Below are 18,679 nucleotides of genomic sequence, written 5' to 3'. Positions count from 1 at the left end.
TAAAATTTTATAGCCTTACACGACGTTGCCCACAACCTGCCGGCCCCGGCCGCAGTACGCAAGGGGCGACGCCCGCCGACGAACCTCACTTAGTCCGAATGCATTTGACCCGCTCTTTCCCGCTGCTGCCTGCCCTGGCCCTGGGCGTGCTGCTTTCCGGCTGCTACTCCCGCTCCGATATGAAGGGCGAAAATCGCGCTGCGGAGCCCGCCGTGACGGAAACGGTGCCGCCCGCAGAAACTCCCGGCGCCGCAGCGCCCACGGAAACCCCGGCCGCGGAAGCCGCCGCCGCGCCAGCTGGTACTGGGCCGCTGGCCCAGGTCAACGTGTTTCTGGAAGTGTCGGGCTCGATGGAAGGCTTCATGCCCAAAACCGGCGCCGATGCCGCCAACACCCGCTTTCAGCAGCACGTGGCGCAGTTTCTGTCGGAGGTGAACCGCAGCTCAGCAGCCCGCAAAACCTATTTCCGCATCAAGGAAAAACCTTACCGGGATTCCTACCAACAGCTTTCCCAAACCGTGCGCGGCGGCATTCAGCAGCCCGCCAGCAGCACCGACATTCCCACGGTCCTCGACACGCTCGTGACCGGCTACTACGCGCCCAACTCAGTTAGCGTGCTGATTTCGGACTTCATTTACTCGCCCAAGAATGCCGGGGCCATTCCCTATATCAGCACCGACATTACCGATGCCCTGAACCGCACCCGTCGCGCCGACCTGGCCGTATCGGTGTACGGCTACGCTTCCGACTTCCGCGGCACGTATTATCCGGCCCTGAAAAGCGGCCCCAAGAAAATCACGGGCTGCTGCGACACGGCTGTTCCGTACTACTTCTGGGTGATTGGGCCCGCCGACGCCGTGCGCCGCTTCGATGCCGCCCAGCTCGAAAAGCAGCCCGCCCAGCAGGCCCACTTCGGGGTGAAATACCCGGCGCCGCCGACTTCCCTGCTCAGCCGCTTCCAAAACGTGGGCGCCTGGTACTACGGGGAAAAGGACGCCAGCAAGCGCACGGCCGGGGCCTCTTATCACACGGTGGCCATCAGCAAGGTGTCGGCGAAGGAGCCGGTGGAGTTTGTGGTGGGCCTCGATCTGCAGGCCCTGCCCGGCCTGTACCGCGACCTGAACTACTTGAAAGCCAACCTGCAACTGCAGGCCCAGGACACTGACGCCAAGATTGTGAGCGTCTTTGGAGCCAGCGACCAGACAAAAAACAGCAGCGGGGCCGAAAATCAATACACGCATTTTGTCAAAGTGCGCGTTACCAAGCTCGGCGCGGGGGCCCGCCCCGTGCAGCTCGTGCTCCGGGACCAGCGGCCGGCCTGGGTAAGCCAGTGGACCACCAAGAATGACAGCAACATCAACCAGACCGGGGCCAAGACCTTTGCCCTGAGCAGCCTGCTCGACGGAGTTGAAGCCGTGGCGGGCGGGGAGCAAAAAGCTCCGGTTTTCACCATTCCACTCACGCTCCAGCCCGCCGACTAGAAGCAGCACCCGTTCGTTCCCTTTCCTTTCTTCCAACCCGTTCCACGCTTCGCAAACCTTGGTTTGCGCCACTCTCCGCTCTATGAAAGGTTTCTTCCGCTTCCTCTACGAACTCATTGGCACGCCCCAGCCGCCGTCGGAAACTCCGGTGTACCGGGAGGTGATTTTCCCGAACGTGGGTTTGCTCACCATCGGCCTGTCGTTGGCCATGGTGCTGATTTTCTACTACCTGATTAACCGCGCCATGGGCGTGGCTACCTTTAATAAGCTGCGCCACTGGGTTATCTTTTTGGTAATCAATGCGCTGCTGGCCTTCTTCATCGGCCTCTGGCAGACCAGCTCCCAGGAAGTGGCCTCGCACTCCTACGTCTACTGGATGTCGACCTGGAACGCCATCCTGGGCCTGTTCTGGTTTTTCCTGTTCTCCGTCCTGCTCAAGCGCGGCTCGACCAACGCCAGCACGACTCCTTTTTAGGAATGTAGAGACGCATACTTGCGTCTCAATCGTTGGACGACCCAACTGCTGGGCAGTCGTTATTCAACGCCAGACGCAAGTATGCGTCTCTACACGAATCTGCGCAATCCGCGCTTACTCAGCAAAATCTGCGATTCAATGGCTAAACTGTTCATTTTCGGCATTGGCGGCACCGGCTCCCGCGTCATTCGGTCCCTAACCATGCTGCTGGCCTCGGGCGTGAAGCTCGCCAACTGCGACCGGGTGGTGCCCATCATCATCGACCCCGACGCTCACAACGGCGACATGAACCGCACGGTGGACATGCTCAAAAGCTACCAGCAGATCTACCAGCACCTGGGCCCCCGTGACGACGGCTTCTTCCAGACCGATGTCAGCACCCTGAGCAGCATCTCGGCCGACACCAACGGCGGGGTGAAAGACACCTTTGTGTTCGACTTCGGCGGCATCAACCAGAGCTTCCGCCAGTACCTGAGCTACGACCAGTTGTCGGTGGATTCCAAGGGCCTCGTGGAGCTGCTCTTCACCCAGGACAACCTGGAAAGCCCGCTCACCATTGGTTTCCGCGGTTCGCCCAACGTGGGCAGCATCGTGCTGAACAAAGTGGTGGAGTCGCCGGAAATCCGGTTTTTTGCCGACAACTTCCAGGCCGGCGACCGGGTGTTCTTCATTTCCAGCATCTTCGGCGGGACCGGGGCCGCGGGCTTCCCACTGCTGCTCAAAAACCTCAAAGACCCCAACACCCGTCTCAGCAACGCCGGCTACCTGCGCAATGCCCTCACCGGCGCCGTGACGGTGATGCCCTACTTCGCCCTGCAGAGCGAAGACAACTCGGTTATCGACTCCAACTCCTTTTTGACCAAGACCAAGGCCGCGCTCAGCTACTACGAGCACAACCTGCAGGGCCTCGACGCGCTGTACTACCTGGCCGACACGCCCGACACGCCCTACGAAAACCAGCCCGGCGGCACCGCCCAGCGCAACAAGGCCCACCTCATCGAGCTACTGGCCGCCCTGAGCGTGGTCGACTTCATGCAGTACTCCGACGCCGAGCTGCGCAACGGCGCGCCCCACTTCCACGAGTACGGCCTCGGCACCGACACCCAGGACCTGAACTTCAGCCACCTGCCCGACGAGAGCCGGGAGCTGATTGCCAAGCACCTGACCCAGCTGCTGTACTTCTCGCGCTACCACAAGCAGCACCTGCCCACCGACAAGGCGCCCTACCACGACAACCTAAACCTGGACCACGCCCTGCGCAACGAGCCCATCTTCAAGGAGCTCAATAACTTCCTGCACAGCCCCGAGTACGGCGTCGACGAGTGGCTCAAGGAGCTCAGCCAGAACCGCCGCAGCTTCCGCCCCTTCGACCTGACCACCGACGACTTCAACGCCATGATTTCGGGCAAGCCGGTGGAAAAGAAGTGGAACGACTTCTTCAACAAGGGCCTCAGCCAGAACTACTTCCTCAACCAGCTCAACGACGCGGCCAAGTCCATCCACGAGCCCGACAGCTTCCGCAAGCTCGTCGCCCTGTTCGACCAGGTAACCGACAAAGCCTTCGAGGAAAAGGTGAAAGTGGTGTAAGAACGAGCCGGGCTTCGGCCCCAAACGGCCCGTTCTCCTTATCAAAGCAAACTTCCGACAATGCCCAAAGTCCTTCGTCTTCACAACAATGGTTCCCAGCAGGTGCAGGGCTGGCAGAAAACTGCGCCCATCACCAGCACCGAAATCAACACCGTCACCGACCCCACGGGCGGGCGGGCCAAGAACGTGGCGGTGAGCATCCCGACGCCGTTTGCGCGAATGCACCTGTTTGAAACCGCCTTCGACTTCCTGGCCCGGGAAGGGCAGCGCAACCCCGGCTCGGTCTACCACGAGTTGGTGTCGCACTTCTGGGACCTGTTCGAAATCCTCTACAACTACAACCTCTACACCCAGGCCGGCCGCAAAATTACCCTGCGCCGCTGGAACGTGGAGGCCGAGCTGCGCCGGATGCAGGGCGACGAAGGTACCCGCCTGCTGGGCGAAACCCTGCGCCTGTTTTTGCAGGACGACCGGTTCCGCGACTTCTCGGATATGTACCTCGTGTTCTACGAGTCGCCGAATCTGCCCGGCGGGCCCCAGCTGCTGGGCGGTACTTCGCCTTTGACCTTGCTGTTCACCGCGCCGGCCGTGCGCCAGCTGGACCTGGAGCGCGCCCAGGCCCGCGGCCACTACTTCGACAACCAGGTGGTGCTGCTCGAAGACCGGTCCCCGGCGTTCCGGGAGTTTGTCTACGAGCTGTTCCTGGCCTACCCGCAGCTGCAGCGCCGGGAATTTGCCGGCAGCGTGTTTGCCGGCCTCGACCGGAACCGTATCAACCAGATGCAGATGCAGGGCGACCACACGGCCCAGCAGTTTGCCACCAATTACCCCGCCATTGCCGACTTCCAGGGCAACCTGGCCAGCGTGAAGCACGTGCCCCTGCCCAGCCGCGCCGACCAGTCGGCCGTGACCAGCTCGGACCTGTTCATTGCGCCGACGCGGCAAACCAATCAGAGCCGACCCACCCCGCTGGTGCTGCGCCCCAACCTGACCATGCAGGGCGCCAACTACCTCAACGGCCAGCCCTGGGACGACCGCACCCCGGTGCCCTACGCCGACGAGCTGACCCTGGAAAACCGCGTGCTGCCCGGCAAAGGCTTCAAGTACCCGTACCTGACCGTCGGTGACTTCCTGGAAGATGCCCTGGTGGAGCTGCCCTACGAGCTGAATGCCCAGCGCTTCCACACCGGCAAGGTCACGTTCCAGTACGGGGCCGATACCCAGGGCCGGGCGCGGTTTCCATACCTGCTGCCCCTGCGCCAGACCTTCTTCGAGTACTTCTCCGACCACGACCTGGCCGAGCTGCTCACCTTCACCATTGATCTGAACCACGTGCGCATTGCGCTGCGGATTCCGGTGCAGGGCGGCCGCTTCATCACCTTCGAGCGGAGCTACTACCAGAACCCGCAGAACCCCAAGGACGCCCAGGGCCGGGAGATTCCCGAGAAGGGCCGCATCGTGAAGGCCAACATCGGCCTGGGCGTGTTCCCGTTCTACAAGATGCGCGCCCAGCCCGAGTACAACGACTTCTACAAGGTCATGCTCGTGGACGCCGACAACTCGCCCACCATGCTCCAGCGCCGCTACGACCTCACGTTCTTTGTGGGCGGGGAGCGGCTCACCGACCAGGGCGCGTCGAAGCGGGCCACCAAGTTTGAGCGCACCCAGAAAAGCGTGTCCACGGCCGGCAGCACCTACTACGAAATCACCGGGACGCACTTCGACCTGGCCGAGCTGACTTGTCCGCCGGCTTTCCACGGCGCGCCCCCGGCCCGGGGCCTGATCGTGCCGCGCTGGCGGGAGCTGGACCGCGGTACCCGCCGCTTCACCTTCGCCGTCGACTTTGGCACCAGCAACACCCACGTGGCGTATGCTGATGGCCCCTCGGCCCACCCGCGCCCGTTCACCATCGGGGAAAGTGACCTGCAGATGGAACTGCTCAACGCCCCGCTGCCTGACACCGGCTACTCGGCCTACCAGCGCTATATGCGTGGCCCCGGTCAGCTGTTCGACATTCCGCTGATTCAGAACCGGGAATTTGTGCCCAGCATCATCGGCGAGGCCGGCTCAGTGTATGAGTTCCCAATCCGGACCGCCGTGTGCGAGACGAACTCCTACGCCAACGAGCCCAGCAAGGTGCTCAGCAACATCAACATCGGCTTCAGCATCAACACCGAAACCGGGCAGCCGCCCCAGAACCGCTTCGTGACCAACCTGAAGTGGAGCGCCGAACTGGACCCCCAGGGCGTGAACCGCATTGCGGCCTTCTTCAAGGAAATCCTGCTGCTGATGAAGCACAAGGCGGCCATGCAGGGCGGCATCCTGGAAGACACCCGCGTGGTGTGGTTTGCCCCGCTGAGCTTTGATATGTTCCTGCGCAACCAGTTCCAGCAGGTCTGGGACGAGGCTTTCCAGCAGATTTTCCGGGCCCGCCGCCCCACCCAGTGCATTTCGGAGTCGGTGGCGCCGTACTACTACCTCACGGCTACCAACCAGGTAGTACCCAACCGCGACGAAAACGTCATTAACATCGACATCGGCGGCGGCACCACCGACCTGCTGATCTTCGCCGACCAGAAGCCCGCCTTCAGCTCGTCCTTCCGCTTCGCCGGCGACGACCTGTGGGGTGACGGCTACGCCCGCGTGCAGGGCGCGCCCAAGCAGAACGGCCTGCTCCGCCTCGGCGTGCAGTACGTGGAAAGTCTGCCCGACTCGGAGGAAAACCAGGAGTACAAGGGCTACCTGCGCGCCGCCCTGCAAAACCCCGACTTCGGCTCGGCCGACGTGACCAGCCTGCTGTTCACGTACAACGACGCGCTGCGCTTCACCCAGAGCCTCGGCCTGGGCAAGGGGCGGCAGCTGCGGGTGCTGTTTTACCTGCACTACACGGCCATCGTCTACCACGTGGCCCAGCTGGTGCAGCACCTGGGCCTCAAGCCCCCGCGCTACCTGTGCTTCTCGGGTAAGGGCAGCCTCTACCTGCGCCTGCTCAGCGGCGGCGCCAGCATGGCCGCCATTGAGAAGATCAGCAAAGCCGTGTTCAAGGCCGCCACGGGCCAGGAAGCCCCCCAGAACTTCCGCGTCATCTTGGCCGACAACCCCAAAGAAGCCACTACCAACGGCGGGGTGCTGTTCGAGGAAAGCGCCACCAGCGCCGCCGACTTCGACCAGATCCGCACCGTGAAGCTGGACGGCGCCCTGACCGGCCAGGACATCGACACGGCCCGCCTGAAAATGCCCCAGGTGGATGCCGACCTCAAGCAGAGCGTCATCGACAACACGAAACGTTTCCTGGACATCGTGCTCGACAACGACGACGTGGCCCCGCTCATGCGCGAGGTCGGCGTGGACGTGGACCGCACCCGCATCAAGGAAATGCTGCTGCGCGAAATCGAGGACAGCCTCAACCTGGGCCTGCACCAGATTGGCCGCAACCTCGGCCAGGGCGAAACCCTCCCCGAAACGCTGTTCTTCTACCCGCTTAAGCAGGCCCTGTACAACCTGAGCCGGGAGCTGATGACGAACGGGTAATGCTGGATCGGGGAGAAGCTTTTATAGTGGACGTGTTAGAGCTGATGCCGAATAATTCGGTATTCAGTTGCTATCCATATGATGAGCATCTCCCCGATTTGGAATCCACTGGCTATGTTGTGCATGAAACGGGAGAAGTCAGAATCTCGCTTCGGGATAAAGCCAACTTGGTGCATCTGATACAGCAGAAGAATCTGTTGTATCTGCCGGACCACTTCAAAATACTGGTTGGGCAAACTCCTCTTTTGGAGGCCTATGACCGGCTCATGTTTGCTTGGCTGTCGAATACAGTGTCAATTAGTGACGAGTTAATAGCTCGGTATCAATTGACGTTGCAAGGCGAATCATGGGAGTTTCTGCGGGATGCCCCGGGAACACCTGACGACTCGAAAATAGGCTGGATTCTGCTGTTAGAATAATTTCTCATCCTCAATACCCCACCTTCATGAGGATTTTCCTTTCCTGCGCCTTGCTGCTTGCCGGGCTGTTTTCTTCGACTGCCACCCACGCCCAAACCCAGCTCGGCCAGCCCACGCTCGACGAGCAGAAAACCCAGATCTGGTGCGCCACGATGAAGTTCGTGTACGGCGACACCGGCCGGCCCAACCTGCAAAGCACCCTGCGCTGCGGCGGCAGCCTGAAGGAGTTTGAAAACAGCATCAAGGCCGACAGCCAGAAGGTGTACAGCATGCTCTACCAGCCCCTAGAGGCCCGCGGCACGATGTACAAAGGGCTGGGCTCGGATAAGTCGCGCCTGCAGAAGCTGGCTACCGAAATCATCAACAAGCTCAAAGCCTCCCCGGCCCGCCGCAAAGACGCCGCCCGCATGCAGGGCGTGCAGGCCCTGGAAGCCCAGCTGAAAGGCTACGTCGAAAACGGCACCCCGCCCACCGACGTCGCCACGGCCGTGGCCTCTGACGACCAGACCGACGTTATCGACACCACCGCCACCGACGAAGCCGTGGCCGGTCCGGCCGAAACCGGGCTGGGTAGCCAGCAAATAGCCAGCGCGGCCCCGCGGGCCGCGGGCGGGGAGAGCCTGATGAGCAAGTTCTTTGCCCCGCTGGCGCTGATTATGTCGTTGCTGAGTTTGTTTCTTTACGTCATGCTGCGCCGTAGCATCAACGACCTGGGCAGCCGTGCCGACCGTCACCGCAACGAGCTGGAATCGGTGAAAGCCTCCGCCAATGGCATGCCGGCACGCCCGGTGGCTGCCGCCAAGGGTCTGACCCCGGAACTGCAGCGCGACATCGAGAAGCTGGTGCAGCAGCGCGTGGCCGAGGAGCTGGGCAAGCGCCAGCAGGGGAGTGGGCAGCCGCAAGGTCAGAACCAGGGCAAGCAGAACCAGCCGCGCCCCCAGGGCACCCAGCAAAGTACTCCGCCCCGCCAAGCGGCTCCGGCTGCGGCGGCGCCCTCATCCCAGCCCCAGCCCCAGCCCCAGCCGCGGCCTCAGCCCGTAGCCGCCCCGCCTGCTCCTGCGTCGGTACCAGCGCCCGTGGCGGCTCCCGAGTCGTTTCAGGAAGCTATGCCCCAGCCGCCGGTGCAGCCCGCCGGCTCGCCAGCCAGTACCCCCCGCGACGAATTCGAAAGCCTGATTCCGCCCGTGCAGCTGCCCGGTACCAACTGGAGCGAAGCCACTGCTCCGGCAGTACCGACCCCCCAGCCTACGCCACCGGCGCCGTCGCGCTACTACGTGAAGGTGCCCGTCAACGGGGGCTTTAGTGACTATGACCTGCAGGAGCAGCCCCAGCACGACAGCATCTACGAAATAACCCCCGACCCCCGGGTGCCCGAGCGGGCCACGTTCCGGGTCACGGCCAACTCCGGGGTGCACGCCTACGCCATCCAGAGCGCCCAATACTCCCTGCGCGATGCTTGCGCCTACCAGCAGCCCAACGGCCCCGTTTCCCGCATCGTCACCGACAAGGACGGCACGCTCATCAAGAGCAACGGCGCCTGGCAGATTGAGCAGAAGGCGGCCATTCACTTTGAGTAGGAGGCAGGCCCGATGAACCGGTATTGCCTGCTGCTACTGGGGCTGCCGTTGGCCGGCTGCTTGTCTTCCAAAGTGGGCCCTACTCAGGAAGACTCCGCTTTTATGCTCGTGCAGGACAACGGTCAACCCCGGATATCCTCGCTCAGCTCGGCCATCCAGACCCAGATTACCAAGCAGGAAATGGTGGGTGACACGCTCCTGGTTACGTACAAGCGCGGGGCTTTCCTGGGCCGGACCCGCTCGTGGACGCGCAGCCGCGTGCCGCTCAACGAGCAGACGACGACCGTGCAGTGCGCCAACCGCCGGTTCCGCGTGGTGAAAACCGACCAGGGTTTCGCGCTGGAGCCGCTGAAGTAACCAAGTTGACCGAACGGTGTAGAGACGCCTGCTTGCGTCTGCTCGTTGAACAGCCACCATCCAAACGGCGCGGCCGACGAGCCGCAAATAGGCGTTTCTACCTCATTCCGGTACGAGCCGCCGCCTTTTTTGCATCTTCCCACTTCGGTCAGCGTATTTGCGCTGACCTTTGTGCTTCGTTCCCGTTTGAAGTTTCATGCTCGAAATAATTCTCGAAGTCGTCGTGGTGGCCATTGTCGTGGGCCTGCAGATTCGCACGTTTCTGCGCACCCGCACCCAGGCCCGGCAGCTGAGCCAGCTCTACCCCGATAAAAATGCGCTGCGCGTGGAGCGCCGCCTCGTCACGCCCAGCGGCGAGGATCTGCCCGACTACGCCGCCAACGCCCCGGAAGGCTCTTTCCCGGTGGAAATCATCAAGGCCGACGCTGTGTCCGACGGCTTCCGCGAAATCATGGCCGACACCAACGGCTACCTGCGCTACAACAAGGGCGCGGCCGACTTCAGCATCCTCAAGGATATTTCCGAGCGCCAGAGCCAGGTAATGGAAAACGCGGTGCAGGCTAACGTGGCCACCCCGCTCTACCTGGGGCTGCTCGGCACCTTCCTGGGCGTGATTCTGGGCCTGGTCGGCATTGCCCGCAACGGCGTGTCGGACGATGCGGCCCTGACGCCCTTCCTGACCGGGGTGCTCATCGCCATGACGGGCTCCTTCGTGGGGTTGCTGCTCACCTTGCTCGGCAACGGCCTCGTGCGCACCGCCCACCAGCGCCTCGACCAGGCCCAGAACAACTACTACACCTTCCTGCAGGCCCGCCTGCTGCCCATCCTGCACTCCGACATGGCCGGCAGCCTGTCGAACCTGAAGGCCGTGCTCGACGCCTTCAACCAGGATTTCGTCAGCAAGGTCACCATCTTCGAGCCCGTCATCGGCACGCTCACCGAGAACGTGAAGGTGCAGCGCGACTTCCTCATGCGCCTCAACGAAATCGGCTTCGATAAGATGGCCAACGCCAACGTGGCCGTGTTCGAGAAAGTGAGCCAGTCGGCCGAAATGTTCCAGCAGTTTATCGGCTACCAGCAGCGGCTCAACCAGATGCTGGAAGACGGCACCGCCACCGCTCGGGCCGTGGGCAGTATCCTCGACCGCCTCGTGGGATTCGAGCGGGGCATCAACAACGTGGGCCAGTACATCGGCCAGCACGACAACCTGGTACAGGCCCAGCTCGACTTTTTCCAGCGCCACCAGAAGGAAATGGGCAACGTGGCCGCCCGCACCGAGCAGTACTTCGACGAGGCCACCGGCCGCCTCACCGATTTGATGCAGCAGCGCCTGAGCTTCCACGAGCGGGACGCCCAGCAGGCCTACGAGAAGTGGAGCCAGCACTTCCAGCAGCTCAACAAGGACAACGTCTTCGACCGGATCCGCCAGTACCTGGAGCCCTTCCAGCAGCTCAACGCCCAGCAGGACGTGCTCGGCCGCGAAGTATCGGCCACCCAGCGGGAGCTGCTGCGCAAAATCGAGCTGGACTCCCAGATCCAGGCCAAGCTGCTGTCCGAACTTTCCAACCTGAACACGGTGCTGGTGAAAGCCACGGCCAAAAACCGGTTCCAGCGGTTTATGGACAGCCTGTTTGGCGGGGTAAAGCCGGTGTAACTGTCATAAGGTCCTTCGCAAGCTCAGGATGACGTTCAATCAGAATATCCAATATACATGGTGCACCTGCGCGTCACATTCTTATTCATCCTGTTGCTAAGCATCAGTGCGTTCAATTCTGTCAGTGCGCAGAGCATCAGCAAAGTTGAAATTCCGCTTGAATATCGGAGCTATAGCACCGAGGAAGCAATCAAAAGGGTTTTGGCAAAACCAAGGCTCACAAAGTCCCGACATGTTTTCCCCGAGGATACCACAATTGTTGCCTTAGCCGCTTGCTCCGGTACCGGATTGTACAGATTCGGGCAAGGTGCTACCGACCATACAGCGGGCAATCTGGTGGTTGTAGTCAAAGCAGATGATGAGCTTTGGTATGTGCAGAATATGAAAAGCTACTCGCAGCATAAGAGCTTAGTAAAAGCCTTCTGGAAAGGCAAAGCGGACAGCACTTGTATGCCCGAAACCTCGCTTAACCAGTTGCAGGCCAAAATTGCCCAGTTGGTTGAGCAGAACAAAAGGCGGGTTGATACCAGCACGTTTTAAGGTTTCCTTTCCGCAATTCCTTCCCCATGAACGACCCGCAAAACCGCTCTTCCAACGACTTCTTCTGGCCCAGCTACGTGGACCTGATGACGTCGCTCTTTGTGGTGATGCTGGTGCTGTTCGTCTACAGCTTCAAGCTGTTTAAGGACCGGGAACACGACCTGAAAAAGGCCAACGGGGAGCTGAAGGCCAAGGCCGAGGAGCTGGAGCAGATAACCAAGATCCGCAACTCCCTCAAGCGCCTGGAGGGCCGCTACTTCAAGTACGACCCGTTGCTGGAGCGCCACGAGCTGCTGGTGCCGGTGCAGTTCAAGGCCGGCCGCGACGAAATCCAGGACGCCTACAAGCCTGCCCTGCTCCAGGCCGGCCGCACCCTGCGCGACGTGCTCAAGACCATCCGCACCGAGCAGCCCGTGCGCTACCTGGTTATCGTGGAGGGCATGGCCGCCCGCTACGCCGGCAACGACCCCCGCAACCGGGCCGAGGAGCAGCTCACCTACCAGCTCAGCTACCGCCGGGCCCTGAACCTTCTCAACTTCTGGAAGCAGAACGGCCTCGACTTCAGCCAGGACCGCGGCATTGAGCTCATTATCGGCGGCAGCGGCTTCTTTGGCACCGGCCGCTATGCCGGCGCCCGCGAAGGCCAGAACAAGCGCTTCCTGATTCAGGTGATTCCCAAGATCGGGCGCATGGCCACGGCCCGGTAACCCCTTATTCGTTCCAAGGAAATAGCATCCTGCCGGGAAGGTCGGTTCAGTATGGCTTCGCAGTGCCTTCGTATTCCGTTCGGGTTGCCTTCGGGTTGGCTTCGGGTTGCCCTCGGGTGAAGTGCACGGAGCGGCTAAGGCAAGGTTTTGCACTATGCCGGGCCGGTCGTTGGAGAGAGATACTGTTATGCCGAGCGAAGCGAAGCATGACAGTCTTAACTTCAGCGGTCCACTCATCCTCCTGCGGGCCGGCAACCATTGGGGGTGAAATCCTGTTTCGGGGGAAATAAAATCGGCCTGCCCGGCGTATTTGGCGTTACCTTGGGCCTGAAGCATTCGTTTTACCAGTATCCGAGCTATGCGTACCACCACCCTCGCCCTGCTGTCGCTGACCGCGCTGGCTGCCTGCCGCTCCTCCCAACCCACCCAGGAACCGGCGCTTCAAACCACCTCCACTTCGGGCACCGCCGACCGCCGCAGCGGCACCGCCGCGCCCGAAACTCCCCGCCTGACCGTGGAATACCCCAAAACCCGCAAATCCAACCAGACCGACGACTACTTCGGCACGTCCGTCACCGACCCCTACCGCTGGCTCGAAGACCTCGACTCGCCCGAAACCAAGGCCTGGGTGACGGCCGAAAACAAAGTGACTTTCGGCTACCTCGACAAGATTCCGTTCCGGGAGCAAATCAAGGCCCGCCTCACCAAGCTCTGGAACTATGAGCGCTACGGCGTGCCGCAGGTGGAAGGCGAGAACATGTACTTCTCCAAAAACGACGGTCTGCAAAACCAGGCCGTGCTCTACGTGCAGCAAAACGGCGCCAACGGCCAGCCCGACGTGCTGCTCGACCCCAACAAGTTCTCCGCCGACGGTACCACGGCCCTGGCCGGCACCTACTTCTCCAACGACCACCGCTACCTGGCCTACGCCACCAGCGGGGGCGGCTCCGACTGGCAGAAGCTCAAGGTGATGGACCTGCAAACCCGCAAAACGCTCACCGATGAGCTGCAGTGGGTGAAGGTGTCGGGGGCGGCCTGGGCCAAGGACGGCTTCTACTACAGCCGCTACGACGCCCCCAAGGCGGGGCAGAACCAGCTCTCGGGCAAAAACGAGTTTCACAAGGTCTATTACCACAAGCTGGGCACGCCCCAGAGCGCCGATAAGCTGGTCTACGAAGACAAGAGCATGGCCCTGGGCTTCCGCACCGTGGGCACCACCGAGGACGAACGGTTCTTGGTGCTCTACACCACCGACGGCAAGGCCGACGGCAACCGGGTGGCCGTGCGCGACCTCACCGACCCCAAGCAGGCCACCAAGTTTACGACCCTGATGGGCAGCTACGAGTACAACAACTCGGTGGTCGGCAACGTGGGCGGGCAGCTGCTGGTGCTCACCAACTATAAGGCCCCGCGCTACCGCGTGGTGCTGATTGACCCCAAAAAGCCCCAGGAAACGGCCTGGAAAGAGGTGATTCCGCAGAGCGAGAACAAGCTCGAAAGCATCGAGCACGCCGGCGGCCACCTCATCGTGACCTACCTCAAGGATGCCAGCAGCCAGGTGAAGGTGTACAGCGAAACCGGCAAGTTTCAGAACGACGTGGAGCTGCCCGCCCTCGGCACGGCCGCGGGCTTCGGCGGCCGCCGCGACGCGAAGAGCGTGTACTACGCCTTCACCTCGTTTACCTACCCCACCACCATCTACCGCTACGACTTCGCCACGAAGCAAAGCACCGTGCTGCGCGCCCCGCAGGTCGACGTGAACCCCGCCGACTACGTGACCACCCAGGTGTTCTACGCCAGCAAGGACGGCACCAAGATTCCGATGTTCATCACCCACAAGAAAGGCGTGAAGCTCAACGGCCAGAACCCGACCTACCTCTACGCCTACGGCGGCTTCAATATCTCCCTGACGCCGAGCTTCTCGGTGGTGCGGATGCTGTGGCTCGAAAACGGTGGCATCCTGGCCATTCCGAACTTGCGTGGGGGCGGGGAGTACGGCGAAGCCTGGCACCAGGCCGGCATGACGCCCAACAAGCAGAACGTGTTCGACGACTTCATTGCCGCCGCCGAGTACCTCAAAATCCAGAGCTACACCGATGCCCGCCACCTGGCCATTGCCGGCGGCTCCAACGGCGGCCTGCTCGTGGGCGCCACCATGACCCAGCGCCCCGACCTGGCTCACGTGGCTTTCCCGGCCGTGGGCGTGATGGACATGCTGCGCTACCAGAAGTTTACCATCGGCTGGAACTGGGCTCCCGAGTACGGCACTTCCGACAACTACCAGCAGTTCCAGAACCTCTACAAGTTCTCGCCCCTGCACAACCTGAAGACCGGCACCGAGTACCCGGCCACCATGATTACCACCGCCGACCACGACGACCGGGTGGTGCCCGCGCACTCGTTTAAGTTTGCCGCCACCCTGCAGGAAGCCAACGCGGGCCCCAACCCCCAGCTGATCCGCGTCGACGTGAATGCCGGGCACGGGGCGGGCAAGAGTACGGCCCTGCAGATTCAGGAGTGGACCGACATCTGGGCGTTTGCTTTCCAGAATATGGGCGTCAACCCGTATCCGACGGGGCGCTAATTGCGTAGGCGGGTTTCGCGGCCCGCTTCGTATCTTGCGGCCCCAAAGTCCCAAACGACTGTCTTATTTCGGCTTACCCATGAATAAAAAGCTCCTGCTCGGTCTGCTGGCCGCTGCTTCCCTCACCGTTACCTCGTGCCACAACCCGGACTACAAAACCGACGAGGACGTAGCTACCAAGCCCCTGCCCGAGATTCCCGCCGCGCCCGACACGACGGGCGGCAAAGTGGCCCCGGAAAATCCCGCGACCCGCGAAATCAACGCGGTTAACGCCACGCAGGACATCAAAAAGATGCAGCCGCAGATGTAATTCCGGCCTCCGGGCCCCGGAGTATTTTTTCAACGCCCATTTGCGCCCGCGCAGGTGGGCGTTGCTGCGTTGGTTTTTTTCGTACCGGCCGAGCAGGCGGCGCTTCCCCTTTTTTTCTATGTCTACTATCACCATCCGCCGCGGCACCGAAGCCGATTTGCCCCGCGTACACGCGCTTATCGTGGAGCTGGCCGTGTATGAGCGCGCCCCCGACGAAGTAACCAATACCCTGGCCGACATGCAGCGCGACGGGTTTGGGCCGGAGCCGATTTTTGGGTTCTTCGTGGCCGAAACCCCGACGCAGGGCATTCTGGGCATTGCCTTGTTTTACACCGCCTATTCCACCTGGAAGGGCCGCATGCTCTACCTCGAAGACCTCGTGGTAACCGAAGCCGCCCGCGGCACCGGCATCGGCCGGAAGCTGTTCGATGCGGTGGTAGCCGAGGCGCGCCGCACTCATGCCTACCGCCTGAAGTGGCAGGTGCTGGAGTGGAACGAGCCCGCCATTGGCTTCTACAAGCGCATCGGCGCCAACCTCGACCCGGAGTGGTTCAATGGCAATATGACGGCTGACCAGCTTCAGGCGTACGCCTGCGACCCGGCCGTGGAAGCAGCCGTGGGGCATAACGCCTAACCCACCGGTTTCGCCGCCGGTGGTTGCCGAAGTCAAAAGAATCGAAAAGGGCTGCCCCGAACGAAGCAGCCCTTTTTTGTGGTCCGTCGGCGCGAAGCTAGTCTACCACTTCCAGCATGGTGCGGAAGGAGGCGTAGCGGCCGCCGAAGTGCTTTTCGATTTCCTGAATCAAAGCCGGGGCGGCCACCAGCTGGTATTCTTCGAGCTGCTCCAGGCTCACGCAGTAGTACTGGGAGGCGTAGGTGATGCCGTTGTCTTCTTCGTTGAGCAGGCGGCAAAGCTGGCTTTTGAGGAAAAAGCCCGTGGCCATTACTTCCGGCATGTGGATGTCGCGCATGTAGGTAACCCACTCTTCGGCAATTTCCGGGTCGAGGCTGGTGGTAACGTTGTAGAGAATCATAAGCAGGGGCGCCTGCCGCCCGGTGACGGGAGAGCTGAACGTGAGGAATGGAAGAACTGCACCGCCCGGCCCTGTGCCGGGAGCTTACTTCAACACAAAAGTCGGCGGAAAAATCCACGCCGGAAACTTTAGTGCCCGGCTCACACCCGCAGGTAGTCGAACTGGAAGTCCTGAATCCGGGCCTGGATGTCCTGGGGGCTGAGTTTTTCGGTGATGGCCGCCTGCACCAGCGCGGGCAGCTCGGCGTCGCCGGCGAAGCGCAACGACAGAATCTGGGCCATGCTGAGCTGGCTTTCCAGCGGCTGCAGGCGCTGCCCGCTCAGCTCGAAGTAACGCTGGCGCACCTCCAGCCGGATCAGGCGGTCCTGCAAGCTCAGGGCGTAGTGCTGGCGCAGCATGATGAGCACGCCCAGGCCCACCACGGCCAGGGCCATGACCGTAAACCAAAGCCGGGCAATTTCGTCGTCCTGGCCCGCTACGCCGATATAGCGGCGGATGCCGTAGCCGGCCAGCACCAGGGCGGCGGGCAGCAGCACGAAATGGTGCCAGGGGTAGTACATGGGCTTGTTCTTGGTCGGACGGTCAGCCATAGGGCGGGGAAAAGAAGGGTAGAAGAGAGGAATGCTTAGGTAACAAAAAACTCCGGCCGAAGCCGGAGTTTTCGGAACTGACGGACCGGCGGGCGGCTTACTTCATTTCTTTGGCCCGCTTCTTTTCTTCCTTCATCTGGGTACGGGCGGCCTTTTCTTTGGCCCGGGCATCTTTTTCCGTCCGGCGCTGCTCCTTGAGCTGGGCACTTTGGGCGCGCATCTGGCTTTTCTGTTCGCGCAGCTGCTGCTTGCTTTCCTGCATGGCACTGCGGGTGTCGCGGGAGGCTTGGGCGCTGGCGTTGGCCTGCTGCTTCTGGGCGTCGTAGGTGGTGCGGGCCTCGGCGGCGCGCTGCTCCTGCATGGCGGGCGTCAGCGCGGGCTGCTCGGGCGTAGTCGACATGGTGGGCGCCGGAGTTGGGGTCGTAGTCTGGGCCTGGGCAGCACCGGTCAGCAGGGTAACGAAGGCAAATAGGGCAAGAATCTTTTTCATGGCAGGGCCGATGGTACGGCTGCGTCTGTAACGGCGCGGGCCCCGCATGGTTGGGAACCAGCCGGCTTATTCTTCCACGTAGTCGAGGTCTTTGCCGTAGCTCTCGGGCAGGCTGCTCACGGCCCAGAAGGCTACCAGCAACGAGACCAGGCCAATGGTGATGGCGCTGCCGATAAAGCCCAGCGGCCCGGTCAGGCCCTTGAACAGCGGCACGAGTAGCACCACCGAGCCCCGGGCGAAGTTGGGCGCCGTGGTAGCCACCGTGGCCCGCAGGTTGGTCCCAAACTGCTCGGCGGCCACGGTCACAAACAGCGCCCAAAAGCCCACCGACAGGCCCAGCAGAAAGCACACGGCGTAGAAGACGGTAGGCGACACGCCGCGGGTGCCGAAGAGGTAAGCTGCCACCATCACGCCGCACAGCCCCAGGAAAAGCTGCAGGGCGCGGTTGCGGCTGCGCAGCAACTGGCTGAGCGTGCCGCTGGCAAAGTCGCCGAAGACGAGGCCGAAGTAGCACCAGAACACGGCCAGGCCGGCCGTCACGGCGCCCGTCACGCCCAGCTCCCGGCCAAACTCCGGGGCCAGCGTAATCAGGATGCCGACCACGAACCACAGCGGCACGCCGATGAGCAGGCACTTGAGGTAGCGGGCCAGGCGGGGGCCGTTGGTAAAGAGGCTCAGAAACTGCCCGCGGGGCGCGTCGGTCTGCTTGGTTTGCTCAAACATGCCCGACTCGTACACGCCCACCCGCAAGGCCAGCAGCGCCAGGCCTAGGCCGCCGCCCACGAAGTAGGCATTGCGCCAGCCCAGGGCCTCCCCCACCCAGTAGGCCAGCATGGCGCCCGAAACGCCCACGGTGGCCACAATCATGGTGCCGTAGCCGCGCTTTTCCTTGGGCAGCGTTTCGGACACCAGCGTGATGCCCGCGCCCAGCTCCCCGGCCAGCCCCACGCCGGCAATCAGGCGCAGCCAGGCGTACTGGTCGATGGTTTGCACGAAGCCGTTGGCGAGGTTGGCCACCGAATACAGCAGAATCGAGCCGAAGAGTACCGACAGCCGGCCGCGCTTGTCGCCCAGGATGCCCCACAGAATGCCGCCGAGCAGCATGCCGCCCATTTGCATGTTGATCAGAAACAGGCCTTGGTCGGTGACTTCGGCCGCGGCCGTGATGCCCAGCTCGTTCAGGCTTTTCACCCGCACGATGCTGAACAGGATCAAATCGTAGATGTCGACGAAGTAGCCCAGCGAGGCCACAATGACGATGGCGCTGAACAGGGAGGCGGTTTTGACGGGAGTTTCCGGCAGGGTGGGCGTGGGCATGCAGCGAAGCGAAACGGGCGGATAGA

At 62.2% G+C, this 18,679-nt stretch carries 17 protein-coding genes; 13 read left to right on the top strand and 4 right to left on the bottom strand.

What is annotated here, in order from left to right; all coding sequences use genetic code 11:
- Positions 1–104: 104 nt before the first annotated feature.
- The 13 genes from EWM57_RS21415 to EWM57_RS12190 all read left to right on the top strand — a co-directional run bounded on the left by EWM57_RS21415 (position 105) and on the right by EWM57_RS12190 (position 15,856).
- Positions 105–1,481 carry a hypothetical protein gene (locus tag EWM57_RS21415; RefSeq protein ID WP_207218308.1) on the top strand — a complete coding sequence of 459 codons (1,377 nt, stop codon included), beginning with the start codon at positions 105–107 and terminating at the stop codon, positions 1,479–1,481.
- Between the two features lie 82 nt (positions 1,482–1,563).
- Entirely contained in the window at positions 1,564–1,956 is a 393-nt protein-coding gene (locus EWM57_RS12245) for a hypothetical protein (protein ID WP_129921440.1), read from the top strand.
- 138 nt (positions 1,957–2,094) lie between these two features.
- On the top strand, positions 2,095–3,543 hold the full coding sequence (locus EWM57_RS12240) for an FtsZ/tubulin family protein (RefSeq protein ID WP_129921439.1): 1,449 nt from the start codon (positions 2,095–2,097) through the stop codon (positions 3,541–3,543).
- 60 nt (positions 3,544–3,603) lie between these two features.
- Positions 3,604–7,074, top strand: coding sequence for a hypothetical protein (locus tag EWM57_RS12235; RefSeq protein WP_129921438.1), 3,471 nt, complete (start codon positions 3,604–3,606; stop codon positions 7,072–7,074).
- A gap of 32 nt (positions 7,075–7,106) precedes the next feature.
- Positions 7,107–7,493 carry a hypothetical protein gene (locus tag EWM57_RS12230; RefSeq protein ID WP_129921437.1) on the top strand — a complete coding sequence of 129 codons (387 nt, stop codon included), beginning with the start codon at positions 7,107–7,109 and terminating at the stop codon, positions 7,491–7,493.
- A gap of 26 nt (positions 7,494–7,519) precedes the next feature.
- Complete coding sequence (locus EWM57_RS12225; protein ID WP_129921436.1) at positions 7,520–9,070, top strand: DUF6683 family protein; 1,551 nt, start codon at positions 7,520–7,522, stop codon at positions 9,068–9,070.
- A 60-nt stretch (positions 9,071–9,130) separates the two neighbouring features.
- On the top strand, positions 9,131–9,427 hold the full coding sequence (locus EWM57_RS12220) for a hypothetical protein (protein ID WP_129921435.1): 297 nt from the start codon (positions 9,131–9,133) through the stop codon (positions 9,425–9,427).
- 196 nt (positions 9,428–9,623) lie between these two features.
- Positions 9,624–11,081, top strand: a complete 1,458-nt coding sequence (locus EWM57_RS12215) for a hypothetical protein (RefSeq protein ID WP_129921434.1) — start codon at positions 9,624–9,626, stop codon at positions 11,079–11,081.
- Between the two features lie 57 nt (positions 11,082–11,138).
- On the top strand, positions 11,139–11,621 hold the full coding sequence (locus EWM57_RS12210) for a hypothetical protein (RefSeq protein WP_129921433.1): 483 nt from the start codon (positions 11,139–11,141) through the stop codon (positions 11,619–11,621).
- Between the two features lie 26 nt (positions 11,622–11,647).
- A complete protein-coding gene (locus EWM57_RS12205; protein WP_129921432.1) occupies positions 11,648–12,328 on the top strand; it encodes a hypothetical protein in 681 nt (226 codons plus the stop codon).
- A 358-nt stretch (positions 12,329–12,686) separates the two neighbouring features.
- A complete protein-coding gene (locus EWM57_RS12200) occupies positions 12,687–14,912 on the top strand; it encodes a prolyl oligopeptidase family serine peptidase (protein WP_129921431.1) in 2,226 nt (741 codons plus the stop codon).
- Positions 14,913–14,991: 79 nt separating this feature from the next.
- Positions 14,992–15,222 carry a hypothetical protein gene (locus EWM57_RS12195; protein WP_129921430.1) on the top strand — a complete coding sequence of 77 codons (231 nt, stop codon included), beginning with the start codon at positions 14,992–14,994 and terminating at the stop codon, positions 15,220–15,222.
- Positions 15,223–15,340: 118 nt separating this feature from the next.
- Positions 15,341–15,856, top strand: coding sequence for a GNAT family N-acetyltransferase (locus EWM57_RS12190; protein ID WP_165370502.1), 516 nt, complete (start codon positions 15,341–15,343; stop codon positions 15,854–15,856).
- A gap of 97 nt (positions 15,857–15,953) precedes the next feature.
- Here EWM57_RS12190 and EWM57_RS12185 read toward each other — a convergent pair whose 3' ends face one another.
- The 4 genes from EWM57_RS12185 to EWM57_RS12170 form a co-directional block, all read right to left on the bottom strand.
- The gene (locus EWM57_RS12185; protein ID WP_129921429.1) at positions 15,954–16,256 is read right to left on the bottom strand and encodes a DUF4286 family protein; all 303 of its coding nucleotides are present in this window, start codon (positions 16,254–16,256) and stop codon (positions 15,954–15,956) included.
- 140 nt (positions 16,257–16,396) lie between these two features.
- Positions 16,397–16,846 carry a DUF6526 family protein gene (locus EWM57_RS12180; RefSeq protein WP_129921428.1) on the bottom strand — a complete coding sequence of 150 codons (450 nt, stop codon included), beginning with the start codon at positions 16,844–16,846 and terminating at the stop codon, positions 16,397–16,399.
- A gap of 97 nt (positions 16,847–16,943) precedes the next feature.
- Entirely contained in the window at positions 16,944–17,336 is a 393-nt protein-coding gene (locus EWM57_RS12175) for a hypothetical protein (RefSeq protein ID WP_129921427.1), read from the bottom strand.
- Positions 17,337–17,402: 66 nt separating this feature from the next.
- Positions 17,403–18,653: an MFS transporter gene (locus EWM57_RS12170; RefSeq protein ID WP_129921426.1), complete on the bottom strand. Its 1,251-nt coding sequence runs from the start codon at positions 18,651–18,653 to the stop codon at positions 17,403–17,405.
- Positions 18,654–18,679: the final 26 nt, after the last annotated feature.

It is taken from the genome of Hymenobacter persicinus (assembly GCF_004167665.1).
Taxonomy (GTDB): Bacteria; Bacteroidota; Bacteroidia; order Cytophagales; family Hymenobacteraceae; genus Hymenobacter; species Hymenobacter persicinus.
This window is presented reverse-complemented; position numbering and strand designations above follow the sequence as displayed.

Coding starts and splice junctions, on each gene's coding strand:
- EWM57_RS12245 (WP_129921440.1), top strand. CDS start 1,564: ATGAAAGGTTTCTTCCGCTTCCTCTACGAACTCATTGGCACGCCCCAG.
- EWM57_RS12240 (WP_129921439.1), top strand. CDS start 2,095: ATGGCTAAACTGTTCATTTTCGGCATTGGCGGCACCGGCTCCCGCGTC.
- EWM57_RS12235 (WP_129921438.1), top strand. CDS start 3,604: ATGCCCAAAGTCCTTCGTCTTCACAACAATGGTTCCCAGCAGGTGCAG.
- EWM57_RS12225 (WP_129921436.1), top strand. CDS start 7,520: ATGAGGATTTTCCTTTCCTGCGCCTTGCTGCTTGCCGGGCTGTTTTCT.
- EWM57_RS12215 (WP_129921434.1), top strand. CDS start 9,624: ATGCTCGAAATAATTCTCGAAGTCGTCGTGGTGGCCATTGTCGTGGGC.
- EWM57_RS12210 (WP_129921433.1), top strand. CDS start 11,139: ATGGTGCACCTGCGCGTCACATTCTTATTCATCCTGTTGCTAAGCATC.
- EWM57_RS12205 (WP_129921432.1), top strand. CDS start 11,648: ATGAACGACCCGCAAAACCGCTCTTCCAACGACTTCTTCTGGCCCAGC.
- EWM57_RS12200 (WP_129921431.1), top strand. CDS start 12,687: ATGCGTACCACCACCCTCGCCCTGCTGTCGCTGACCGCGCTGGCTGCC.
- EWM57_RS12195 (WP_129921430.1), top strand. CDS start 14,992: ATGAATAAAAAGCTCCTGCTCGGTCTGCTGGCCGCTGCTTCCCTCACC.
- EWM57_RS12190 (WP_165370502.1), top strand. CDS start 15,341: ATGTCTACTATCACCATCCGCCGCGGCACCGAAGCCGATTTGCCCCGC.
- EWM57_RS12185 (WP_129921429.1), bottom strand. CDS start 16,256: ATGATTCTCTACAACGTTACCACCAGCCTCGACCCGGAAATTGCCGAA.
- EWM57_RS12180 (WP_129921428.1), bottom strand. CDS start 16,846: ATGGCTGACCGTCCGACCAAGAACAAGCCCATGTACTACCCCTGGCAC.
- EWM57_RS12175 (WP_129921427.1), bottom strand. CDS start 17,336: ATGAAAAAGATTCTTGCCCTATTTGCCTTCGTTACCCTGCTGACCGGT.
- EWM57_RS12170 (WP_129921426.1), bottom strand. CDS start 18,653: ATGCCCACGCCCACCCTGCCGGAAACTCCCGTCAAAACCGCCTCCCTG.